The organism is Actinomadura darangshiensis, from assembly GCF_004349235.1.
Classification (GTDB): domain Bacteria; phylum Actinomycetota; class Actinomycetes; order Streptosporangiales; family Streptosporangiaceae; genus Spirillospora; species Spirillospora darangshiensis.
Window position 1 is genome coordinate 21624 of the sequence record NZ_SMKY01000077.1, and the last position, 12118, is coordinate 33741.

4 protein-coding genes and 1 pseudogene are annotated in these 12118 nt (G+C 74.9%); all 5 read left to right on the forward strand.

Annotation, left to right across the window (positions count from 1 at the left end):
* Positions 1 to 16 precede the first annotated feature (16 nt).
* Positions 17 to 643 (forward strand): hypothetical protein, encoded by a 627-nt coding sequence (locus E1293_RS18600; RefSeq protein WP_132198685.1) that lies wholly within the window; start codon positions 17 to 19, stop codon positions 641 to 643.
* A gap of 13 nt (positions 644 to 656) precedes the next feature.
* Positions 657 to 971, forward strand: a complete 315-nt coding sequence (locus E1293_RS18605; RefSeq protein WP_132198686.1) for a WXG100 family type VII secretion target — start codon at positions 657 to 659, stop codon at positions 969 to 971.
* Positions 972 to 1000: 29 nt separating this feature from the next.
* Positions 1001 to 1486 (forward strand): WXG100 family type VII secretion target, encoded by a 486-nt coding sequence (locus E1293_RS18610; RefSeq protein ID WP_165978274.1) that lies wholly within the window; start codon positions 1001 to 1003, stop codon positions 1484 to 1486.
* 200 nt (positions 1487 to 1686) lie between these two features.
* Positions 1687 to 5700 (forward strand): type VII secretion protein EccCa, encoded by a 4014-nt coding sequence (gene eccCa / locus E1293_RS18615; RefSeq protein WP_207938925.1) that lies wholly within the window; start codon positions 1687 to 1689, stop codon positions 5698 to 5700.
* A pseudogene (locus E1293_RS18620) lies at positions 5688 to 12118 on the forward strand (hypothetical protein); the annotation flags it as partial. The gene eccCa and the pseudogene E1293_RS18620, both read left to right, overlap by 13 nt.

The following is a 12118-nucleotide window of genomic DNA, read 5'->3' on the forward strand; positions in this document are numbered from 1 at the left end:
TCAGCGAGGAGGAGCGATGACCGACCCCATAACCTCCGAGTACGACGACGACCCGGTCGACCCGGACGCCGAGGGCGGGGAGAGCACCGACCCGCCCGACCTCGGGAACACCGACTCCCCGGATCTGACCGTCTGGCAAGAGCGTCCGTCCTTCGACGAGAAGCCGCAGGACATCGGCCAGGACGGGGGCGGCGACGAGCCGCCGGACGCGACGCCGAGCTCCGGGGACTTCTCGATCAACCTGGAGAGCGTCGCGACCAACGTCGAGAACATGCTGAGCACGTCCCGCGAACTCGTCACCAAGTACGAGGCCCTGCGGACGAACGTCCTGGCCAACCAGTCGACGATCTTCGGGCAGCAGTCGACGGAGGAGGACGAGGGGTTCTTCGACTTCTCGACGGGCGAGTACTGGAACTGGGACGACGGCAGCGAGCCCGACGACCCGAGCATCTGGCAGAAGCCGGCCATGGAGTTCGCGGCGCAGATGAATCCGATGCAGCGCAAGGTGCTGCAGCAGGTCGGCGGGGTGCTCGAACTCGTCGGCGAGTACATCGCCCTGGCGAACCACTCGGGCCAGGTCTACGCCGAGGCCGACCGGAACTCGCAGTTCCCCCCGCCGCCGTCCAACACCGTCACCGGCTGAGAGGAGGCACGTCGTGGCAGATCCGGGACAGGACATTCCGGGCGGCTTCGAGGTCGACCTGGGGGCGCTCTCGGCGGCCATCAGCAGCGTCACCGCGGAGCAGACGAACATCAGCGGCTCGCTGGACGAGATCAGGCTGAAGATGAACGGGCTGCCCGAGTCCTGGAACAGCCCCGCCTACAGCAGCTTCGACGAGGTCCGCGCGTGGTTCGGCACCGCGTCGACCAGCGTCCTGGACCTGCTCGGCGACCTCATCGTCCGGATGCAGACGTCCTACGACAACTACGCCGAGGCCGAAGGCACGAACGTCGGCAACCTCACGACATGACCGACGGCTGGTGAAGGGAGGTGCCCGCGGTGGCCGAAACCGGCGCGACGGACTACGACGCCGTCAAGAAGATCGCGATCGGGCCGACCGGGCTGCAGAGCACGGCGAAGCGGCTCCTGGCCCTCGCCCAGGAGGTGGCGGACGCCCTGTCCCGGGTCCAGACGACCCTGAACGGGCTCACCTCCGAGGGGTGGAGCGGCGGGACGCAGCAGGAGGCCGAGGACTTCAACCGGCGGTGGCTCGCGGTGATGAAGGAGCTGTTCGGCACCGAGGCCGATCCCGGCACGGGCGTGCTGAACGCCATCGCCTCCGGCGTCGGCGTCGCGGGCGACAACTACGCCAAGACCGAGTCCGGGCTGGCCGAGATCTGGAAGAAGTTCTCCTCCAACCTCCCGACCGCCGAGGAACTCGCCGACGAGGACCTCGATGACGACGGCAAGAAGGACGAGCCGATCCGCGAGAAGCCCGAGGACGTCCTGGACACCAACAAGACCGCGATCACGGCCGACTACTGACGTGCGCCCGCCGCGCGGGCCGAGGGCCGTCCGCGCGGCCGCCGGCGCCCGCTCCCCGCAGACATCCCCTGAGGCAGCCGAAACCGATGAGCAGGATCGCCTTTCACCGCCCCGCCCGGATGGCCCCGCCGCCCGTGCCGGAGGACAGGCTCAGCATCGCGGCACCGCCGCAGATGCAGCCGCAGAACACCATGTCGAGCATGGTCATGCTCCTCCTCCCGCTGCTGACCAGCGTCAGCATGGCCGCGTACCTCGTCTCCACCGGACGCCGGTGGATGATCATTCTCGGGGTCGTGTTCGTGGTGTCGGCCGTGGGCCTGACCTCCGGCGTCCACATGCAGTCGCGCGGCCGCAACCGGCGGACGCGCGAGCGGCATCGCGAGCGCTACCTGGACTACCTCGCCGACCTGCGCGGGCAGGCGCGCGACGTCGCCCGCGTGCAGCGGTTCGCCGCCGCGTGGATCCATCCGAGCCCGGAACGGCTCTGGGCCATCGCCGAGCGCCGCCGCCGCGTGTGGGAGCGGCGCCGCGGGGACCCCGACCACCTCCGCGTCCGGATCGGCACCGGAAGCGGGCCCCTGGCCCTGACCATGACGACGAACAGGCGCTCCGACCCCGCGGTGGAGTACGACCCGCGGTCGCTGCACGCTGCGGAGGAGCTCGTCCGGACCCAGGGGACGGTCGAGGGCCAGCCGGCGTGGATCGACCTCGGCCGCGCCGGGGTGGTGAGCCTGCTCGGGCCGCCCGCGCAGACGGAGGCCGCGGCCGCCGCGCTGCTGTGCCAGCTCGCCGTCCTGCACGCGCCGGACGACGTGCGGCTCGCCGTCGTGACGGCCGGCGACCCGGCGTGGGAGTGGGCGAAGTGGCTGCCGCACACCTTCGAACCGGACGCCCGCGACCGGGGCGCCGAGGTGGTCCCGCTGGTCGCCGAACGCCTCGACGGGCTCGCCGACCATCTGGAGGCCGAACTGGACCGCGCCGTCGCGGCCCGCGCCGCGCGGGGCACCCGGCTGGTCTCCATGACCGCCGAGGAGCCCGCCGGGCGGCGCCTGGTGATGGTGCTGAACGGCTACGACCCGCGGACGGTGTGGGCGCGGTCGCCGCTCGTCGTCCGGCTGATCGCCGAGGCGGGGGCGCAGCTCGGCATCACGGTCGTGTGCGTCGTCACCGAGGAGGCGCACGAACCGGAGCGGGTGGACGTCCGGGTCCGGCTCGACGCGCGCGGCCGCGCGACCCTGGAGGGGCCGCACATCGGGCTCCGCGCCGACGTCAAGGACGTCACGGTGGACCGCCCGTCCCCGGCGCTGCGCTCCCGCATCGCCCGCGCGCTCGCGCCGCTGCGGCTGACGGGCGAGCAGGACCAGGTGCTGGCGCAGTCGGTGTCGCTGCCGGGCATGCTCGGCATCGGCGATCTGGCGACGCTCGACCCGAGCAGCGTCTGGCGGGCACCGGACGACGAGGAGCTGCTGCAGGCCCCCGTCGGCGTGTCCGGCGACGGCGAGGCGCTCGTCCTGGATCTGAAGGAGTCGGCGCAGGGCGGGATCGGGCCGCACGGCCTGGTCGTCGGCGCGACCGGCTCCGGGAAGAGCGAGCTGCTGCGCACGCTCGTCACCGGCCTCGCCACGCGGCACTCGCCGGAGCACCTCGGGTTCGTCCTGATCGACTTCAAGGGCGGCGCGACGTTCGCCGGGCTCACCGGGCTGCCGCACGTCGCGGGCCTGATCACGAACCTGAGCGACGAGCTGTCCCTCGTCGAGCGGGTGCGGGCCGCGCTCGCGGGCGAGCAGCAGCGCAGGCAGCGGCTGCTGCGCAGCGCGGGCGACGTCGACTCGATCCGCGACTACCAGCACCGGCGGGCGGCGGGCGCGACCGGCCCGGACGGCGCCCCGCTGCCGCCGCTGCCCTACCTGATGATCGTCGTCGACGAGTTCGGGGAGCTGCTGTCCCGGCGGTCGGATTTCATCGACCTGTTCGTGCAGATCGGCCGGGTGGGCCGCTCCCTCGGCATGCACCTGCTGCTGGCGACCCAGCGGCTGGAGGAGGGCCGCCTGCGCGGGCTGGAGTCCCACCTGTCCTATCGGATCGCGCTGCGCACGTTCAGCGCCGCCGAGAGCCGCGCGGTGCTCGGCACGCCCGACGCGTACCGGCTGCCGTCCATCCCCGGATCGGCCTACCTGAAGGTCGACGAGTCGGTGTACGAGCGCTTCCGCGTCGCGCACGTCTCCCGCCTCTACGAGGCCGCCGCGCCCGACGAGCGGCTCGCGGCGCCCGTCCGTCCGGTGCCTTACGGGCTGCGGACGCCGCCGGCCCCGGAGGAGGCCGCGCCGCGGCCCGCCCGGACGCCCGTGCCCGAGATCGGGACGACCGAGCTGGAGATGGTCGTGGAGCGCCTCGCGGCGGGCGGCGCCCCGACCCACCAGGTGTGGCTGCCGCCGCTGCCCGCCGCGTTCCCGCTCGACCCCCTGCTGGCCCCGGCGGCGCCCGTGGACGGCCGCGGCCTGCAGAGCCAGGGGTGGCCGAACCCGGGGGAGCTGAGCTTCCCGGTCGCGGTGGCGGACCTGCCCGAGCGGCAGGAGCAGCGCCCGTTCGTCCTCGACCTGGCCGGCCTGCACGGGCACCTCGCGCTCGTCGGCGCGCCGCAGAGCGGCAAGAGCACCTTCCTGCGCACCGCGATGATCAGCGCGATGCTCACCCACACCCCGGACGAGCTGCAGTTCTACTGCGTCGACCTCGGCGGCGGCGGGCTGCAGAGGCTCGCCGGCGCCCCGCACGTGTCCGGGGTGGCCGCCCGCCGCGACCCCGAACGCGTCCGGCGGGTGCTGGCGGAGGTGTCCCGCCTGGTCGAACTGCGCGAGCGCATGTTCGCGGAACTGGGCGTCCAGTCGGCGGCCGACTTCCGCCGCATGCGCGGCGCGGGAGCGCTCCCGGCAGGGGTGCGCGCCGCCGACGTCGTCCTGGTCGTCGACAACTGGGGCGCGCTGCACGCCGAGCTGGACGACGCGAGCGCGATCGTCACCGACCTCGCCGGGCGCGGGCTCGGCGTCGGCGTGCATGTGATGCTGACCGCGGGCCGCTGGGCCGAACTGCGCCCGGCGCTGCGCGACGCCATCGGCGGCCGGCTCGAACTGCGGCTGAACGACGCCGCCGAATCGGAGATCAACCGCCGCGAGACCCGGCGGCTCGGCCGCACCCCGCCCGGGCGCGGGCTCGTGCCGCCGGGCGTCCCCGTCCACGTCCCGCTCCCGAGACTGGACGCCTCAGACGGCGTCGACGACCTCGCCGAGGCCCAGCGGAAGCTCGTCGCCGAGATCGCCGAATCCTGGCGGGGGGCCGCCGCCCCGCCGCTGAAGGTGCTGCCGCAGCGCGTCACCGTCGAGGAACTGGACGGGTTCGCCGCGGGCGACGACGTCCACGACCCCTGGGAGCGGGACGGCCGCGGCCTGGCCGGGAACGAGGTGCCCATCGGGCTGTCGCAGCGCGACGTGCGGCCGGTCGGCATCGACCTCACCGCCGGGCAGCCGCACTTCCTGGTCTTCGGCGACGCGGGCGCCGGGAAGACCTCGTTCCTGCGGGCCTGGATGCGCGGCGTGGCCCGCCGGAAGTCGCCGTGGGACGTGCGGTTCATCGTCGTCGACTACCGCCGCGGCCTCCTCGACACCGTGCCCGAGCCGTACATCGGCGCGCACGCGGGCAACGCCGAACTGGCCGAGGCGTTCGTCGACCAGGTCGTCGCGAAGCTGCGCGAGCGCATGCCGCCGGCCGACCTCGACTCCCGCCGGCTGCGCGACCGCGACTGGTGGCGGGGACCGGAGTTCTACCTCGTCGTCGACGACTACGACCTGGTCGCGGACGGTCCGGGACGCGGCCCCCTCGCCCCGCTCGGCGCGTTCGTCGGGCAGGGCGGGGAACTCGGCTTCCACGTCGTGCTCGCCCGGCGGGTCGGCGGCGCGTCCCGCTCCCTGATGGCCGACCCGCTGCTCGGCCGGCTGCGCGAGTTCGGCGCCGACGGGCTCGTCCTGTCCGGCGACCCCCGCGAGGGCGCACTGCTCGGCGAGCAGCGGGCGACGCAGCGGATCCCGGGGCGGGGCGTGCTCGTCCGCCGGAGGACGGAGCCGGAGTTGGTCCACGCCGCGATCGACGAGGAGACCGAGACGTTGACGCATGAGCCCCGGCCCGCCGAGTCCCCCGAGGAGGTGGGCGCATGGCCGATGTAGACGGCGACGGGAACGCCCCCGGCAGCTACACCTGGGAGGACTTCACCGAGAGCCTCGACCTCGACGCCATGATCGAGCTGGGCAACCAGTGGATCCTCCTCGGCGACGCGCTGTACGGCGGGCAGACGGGCATGGCCGCCGACGTGGCGGCCTTCGATTGGACCGGCACCACCGGGACGACCGCGGAGAGCACCTGGACCTCCAACATGGGCCCGGTGGTCAACAACGCCGCGGAGGGGGCGTGGACGGTCGGCCAGAGCATCCACGCCTACGTCGAGGGCATCAAGGAGCAGGCCGGGAAGATGGCCGAGGAGGCCAACAAGCAGTACTTCACGATGATCTTCAGCTTCCTGCTGAACGTGGTGCTCCTGCCGCTCGGCATCGCGGCCTCCTTCATCGGCCTCGTCGCCCGCCTCATCGGCACCATCGTCAACGTCATCGGCCAGATCGCCACGCGGATGGGCTGGCTGGCCGCGTCGGCCGCCGAGTTCGCGGCCGGCGCGGTCGTCGGCGGCGTCACGACCTTCGGCATCGACATGGCCGCGCTCGGCCTCGGCACCGCCGCGGCCGGCGCCGACTGGCACGTCGACTGGGGGCAGGAGGGCATCAACATCGGCATGGGCGCCGCGTTCGGCGGCGTCCTCGGCGGCATCCACGGCTGGGCCGCCAACCGCAACAGGGTGCCGATCGTCATCCCGCCCCCCGGCCTGCGCAAGGGCGGGGGCAACGTCCCGGCGACCACTGCCCCGGGCGGCTCAGGCGGCCCCGGCAGGGGCGGCGGCCGGCCCGGCGACTCACGCCCCACGGTGACGGTGACGCCTGACCGGACCCCGATCAACCTGCGCGGCGACACCCCGGGCCAGTCGGGGAGCCGCGGCCCGGGCGGACCGCCCCCGAAGACCACCCCCGACAGGAGCGGGACGGCCGCGGCCAACTCGGCGCCCGTACGCGAGGCCGCGACGGACACGCCGGGCTCGGCGCCCGTACGCGAGGCCGCGACCGACACGCCGGGGTCGGCGCCCGTGCAGCGCCACGATGGCCCGCACGACTCGCCCGCCCTGAACGGGGCGAACCGGAACGTGGCGGACCCGACGCCGACGCCGGTGCCGCCCGTCACCCGTCCACCGTCGCGCTCGCCCGCGCCCTCCACCTCGGAGGGGACGACACCCGCCGGCGGCGGCTCCCGCGGGCCCGGCGGGAACACGCCGGTCGTCACCCGGCCCGGGGAGCAGGACACGCCCGCCCCCCTCGGACCCCCGGCGCAGAAGCGGGGGAGCGGCGGGCAGGGCGGCTTCGAGGTGCACGTCGACATCCGCCGGCCCACGGACCCCGTCCCGGAGTCCTCGCAGCCGTCGTTCACCGGCCCCGGGCGCAGGCTCGGCGACGCCCCCGCGCCCGCGCCCGTCAAGCCGCCCGTGAAACCGGGCGACGGGACGGAGACCGGGGGCCCGCCCTCCCCGGGTTCCAGGGGGGACGACGGGCAGGCGCCCCCGGTGCGGCCCGACTCCCAGACCACCCGCCTCACGCTGGACTTCCTACCGGGGAAGTCCGGCGACGCGTCCCCGAAGTCCTCGTCCGGAGGCGGGACGCCCGGCAGGACGGCCGGGGACGACGCCCCGCGCGTCACGGTCAAGGTCGAGCGGGTGACCGACCCGCAGGCGGGACCGCCCCGGAGCCCCTTTGAAGGCGAGGGCCGGACGCTCGACGGCGGAACGGTGCCCGGCCGCGGAGAACCGACGGTGCCGATCCGCGGCATCCCGGAGGACGAGCCCGGCCGGATCAACGTCTGGATCGAGGGCCAGGAGATCCGGGTGGGGCCGGGCGAACTCGGCAGTGGCACGTACGTCGTCCATCCGGGCGTGCGGAACTTCCATGTGACGGACGGCGACGTCAGGGTCCACATCGGGCGGGACCAGCCCGACCCCGCGGCGACCCCGCAGGGCGGCCGGCAGACGCCCTTCGGCACCCCGGGGCGGCGGCTGGACGACGGCCGCGTGGTCCCTCCCGACGACTCGCCCGCGCCGCAGGGGGACTCCGGCGCCGCTCCCGCGTCCCCGCCGCCGAAACCGGCCAACGTCGAGTACGGCCAGCCGGTCACGTTCACGTTCGGCGACCGGCCCGGCGGGACGCCGCCCGGGGGTGCACCTCCCCGGACGTTCTCCGGCGACGGCCACGTGGTCGGCGGATCGAAGGCGCCTGAGCGCGGAACACCGTCCGAACACGCCGGCCAGGCCGCCCACGACCGGTCGGGGCCGGGGGACCAGGGGCCGCCGAAGTCCCCGCTCGACGGGCGGCGGGACGAGACGTCGTCGGGCCCGGCCACGGTCGAGAGGCCGGGACGCAACAGCGACACGCACACGGTGCCGGTGAAGAGGGACGGCCGCTCGTCCTCGTCCTCGCCGTCCGGCGAGGGCAGGCGCTCGGGCGGCGGAGGGGCCGGCCACCGCCCCGGCGCCAGCACGATCGAGGTCCACCCGGTCCAGCAGCGCACACCCGTCTCGGACGACGGGACGCCCGTCGCCCAGATGGACGTCGGCATGCCCGAGCCGGCCGCGGCCCCCGCCTTCGCCCGTCCGGTGAACCGCGGAGGGCCCGGCGAGTCGGCGTTCACCGGCGACGGCCGGGTGCTCGGCGGCCCGGAAAGGGCCGTGCCGCCACGGGACGGGACATCGTCCGGCCCGGCCGGGACGGGCGGCGGCAAGCGCCCGCTCCCCTCGCAAGGCGGAGAAGGCGGCTCGTCCCCCGGAAAGGGCGGCTCGGGCCCGTCGAGGGACGGTTCACGAGAGCCATCGCCATCGCGCCCGTCGTCGTCTTCCTCGTCGTCGACCTCATCGAACTCGGGGGAGTCGAGCACATCCTCCATGCCGTCGCCGTCACCCGTGGCCCCGGCCCCCGTGGACGACATCGCGCCACCCACAACGCAAGCCAAGCCCGCCGCGCTCGACACGCCTGCTGTGCAGGGGCCGCCTGCGGTGCAGGAGCCGGTCGGCGCGCTGCCGCATCAGTGGGCGGACGGAGGTGGCTTCGAGGTCCAGGTGGACATCCGACGCCCCGCTGCGCGACCCGGCACGCAGGCCACCACGCGGCTCACCCTGGACTTCGTCCCGGCGGAGCCGGGCGTCACCTCGCCGCGGCCGCCGTCCGAGGCCGACCCCAATGCGGGCATCGCGGACATCACGGTCCGGGTCGAGGAGGCGCAGCCGCGTCCGGCGCCGCCGCCGAGGCCGTTCACCGGGGATGGGCGGACGCTGGACGGGGGAGTCGTGCCCGCCCGCACCGGGCCGAGCGTGCCGATCCGCGGGATGCCGCCGGACACACCCGGACGGATCCACATCTGGCACGACGGCCAGATCGTCGAGGTGGCGCCGGGCCGGTTGGAGAACGGCAGGTTCGTCGTCCATCCGGGCGTGCGGAACTTCGAGCTGACGGACGGCACGATCACGGTTCCGGTCGGAGTGGGGCGAACGGCCGACGACCCGGCGGCGAACGCCGGGAGCGGCCCGCGGTCACCCTTCGACGGCCCGGGGCGGCGCCTGCGCGACGGACGGCAGATCGGCCAGGTGGTGCCCGTGCCGCCGCCGCGCGAACAGCAGGCCGCCCCCGGCTCCCCGCCGCCGGAGCCCGCCCGCGTCGAGTACGGTCAGCCCGTCACGTTCACCTTCGCCGACGAGGCGGCCGAGCCCGTGCCCCCGGCGACGGTGCCGGTGGAGGGCCGTCCGCTGGGCGGGCCGGAGACCCCCGCACGCGGGACGCCGTCCGAGCACGCGGGCCAGGCCGCGCACGACAGGTCGGGGGAGAAGGATCCGCTGGAGTTCCCGGCCGACAGGCCGCGGGACAGAACGTCGGCGGGTCCGGCCGCGGCGCGGAAGCCGGGGCGCAGCGGCGCCCCCCACACGGTCGCGTCGGACGAGGGACGTTCGTCCACGCCTCCGGCGTCGGGCCGGCGCCCCGGCGCGAGCACGGTGGAGCTCCAGCCGGTTCAGCAGCAGGCTCCGTTGCCGAACACCGGGACGCCGGTCATCCGGGTGGACGTCGGTCTTCCCGAGCCGACTCCCGCCTTCGCCCGGCCGGTGAACCGCGGGCAGGCGGGGGAGCCGGTCTTCTCGGGCGAGGGCCGCACGCTCGGTGGCTCGCAGAAGCCCGCGCCCCAGGGGGAAGGGACGTCCGTCAAGCAGTCCTCGGAGCCGAAGGCGCCCGCGCAGGGTTCCGAGGGTGGCAGCACGTCCACGACCGGACGGCCTGTGGAGGGTGCGCCGGCCTCTGCGGGACGGAGCGAGCCGTCCGGCAGGCGGCAGGCGGACCCGGCGCGGGAGGCCGCCCTCGAAGGTGCCCTGCTGGCGGACGCCGCCGAGGCGGCGAGGGCTCGGCGGGACGCTCTCTGGACGGCCTATCTGCAGGCGGATGCCGATCACACGTCCGGGGTGGAGTCCTCGAACACGGGTGCCCGGGTCGACGATCTCGGTACCCGCGTGCAGATCGCCGCCCTCGAGGAGGAGGCCGCGCGGGCCGGGGCCGAGGCGGCCGGGCGTCCGCCCGTGCAACCGCCGCGCACCGACGTTCCCACCGTGCGGCTCTCCGGCGACTACGATCCCGCGTCCTCCACGCTGCAGTTGGGCCGACGTCCACGCGATGCCGCGGACACGCGCCGGTGGATCGGCCGCAACACCGCCTACGAGCCGGGGGACCCGGTGGAACTGGTCGTTCCGGGCGCCGCGTCGAACCCTGAAGCCATCGCGCCGTTCGCGGAGGACCTGGCCACCGGCCTCGGCGGACCGGTGCGAATCGTCACCGACCCGGCGACGGGCGCGGGGATCACGATCCCGCCGCGCCGCGAGCCGTCCGTGGCCGAATCTCCGGCGGGGTCCGATGTGTCCACGCCGCCGGAGCGGTCCGGCGGGTCGCGTTTCCCGACGCGATCGCCCGCCACGACCGAGCATCCGCAGGCCGCGACGCCGGAACTCGCCGACTACTTCCGGCGGCAGGAGGACGCGGACGCGGCGTGGCAGACGTGGGGAGATCTGGCGGCGGAACTCCAGTTCGCCCGTGCGGCCCAGGCGTCCGGCACGGGCGGCACCTACATCGATGCCGAGGTGAACGCCCTAGAGGACGCGCTGGTCGAGGCTGAGATCGACGCCGGGCTCGCGGACATCGGGGCCTCCATCGCGGCGGAGCAGGCCACCGAGGCGCAGATCCGGCGGCATGGGCCCGGTACTGCCGCCGCCGATCCGGGCCCGCGTGCACCGGGGCGGTTTCCGGCCGCCCTCGATACGGTCACGCCCCCGGCGGAGACGGCTCGGGACGGCGGTGTCCTCGTCGTCCACGGCGAGCTCGACGCCGGCGCCGGGACGCTGACCGAGGACGGCCGCCCGCTCGACCTGGACGGGACGGTCGCGTGGATCACCGGGAACCCGGCGTACTCGTCCGGAATGCCGGTGTCCCTGGTGACGCCCGGAGGCGGGAGGCCGGTGGCCGAGGGCGAGCCGTCCTTCGCCGGCGACCTCGCCACCCGGCTGGGCGCGGACGTGCTGGTCGTCGATCCGGCCACCGGCGACGGCGTCCTCCACGTACCGCCCGCCCGGCCGGACGTCGACACGGACACGCCCGCGACGGCGCCGGAGTCGGTGCCGCTGCCGGAGTCGGTGGGGTCGGTATCCGAATCGGGGGAGGCGGTACCAGAGCCGGTGGTGACGGTGGCCGAGCCGGTGGCGGCGGTGCCGCCTGCCGAGGATCCGCCTGGGACGGCGCCGCCGCGGCGGTCGCCGTGGTACCTCGACGTCAGCGCGATGGGCGAGGCGACGATCGAGAGGGTCGACCGGTGGACCCCGGCGGAGATCCAGAACCGGGCCGGCCAGGTCGGGAACGCGGTCGCACGGCCCGAGGACGGCCCGCGGCTCGCCGCCGGTATCCGGGACGGGCTGGGTGCGGTGCTCGCCAACGAGGGAACTTCCGAGGCGGATATCGCGAAATGGCAGGACCTCTTCCAGAACGGGCGGTCGTTCGTCGTGGACGGCCGCCTCGTCTGGATCCGCCCGGTCCTCCAGGACGCGAGTCTGGGGACGCAGCCGACCGGCGGCGTACGGAAGTTCAAGGTCTCCTTCGCCTCGATGATGTCCGGTGGCAAGACGGGCGGCGGCACCACGCAGGGGATCGACGGGCTGCTCCTGACCTTCTTCGGCGTCGGCACGAGCGCGGCGGCGACGCTGATCTCCGGGCTCCCGACGTTCACCGCGAGCTCGTCGACGAAGGCCGAGCAAGGCCGCGACCGCGCGCTCATCGCGGGCCGCAAGCTCTTCGTCGCCAACAACACCCGCTTCGACTCCGGCATGGGCGTCAAAGTGTTCGTGGACGGTGTGGAACGCCCGAACGACGTGCGGCTGCCGCGGCGGTTCGCCGTCGACTTCCCCGAGCCCCTCACGTC

What these genes read in the sequence shown, in the direction of transcription:
- E1293_RS18600 (WP_132198685.1), top strand. Translation starts at nt 17, where the DNA reads ATGACCGACCCCATAACCTCCGAGTACGACGACGACCCGGTCGACCCG.
- eccCa (WP_207938925.1), top strand. Translation starts at nt 1,687, where the DNA reads ATGGTCATGCTCCTCCTCCCGCTGCTGACCAGCGTCAGCATGGCCGCG.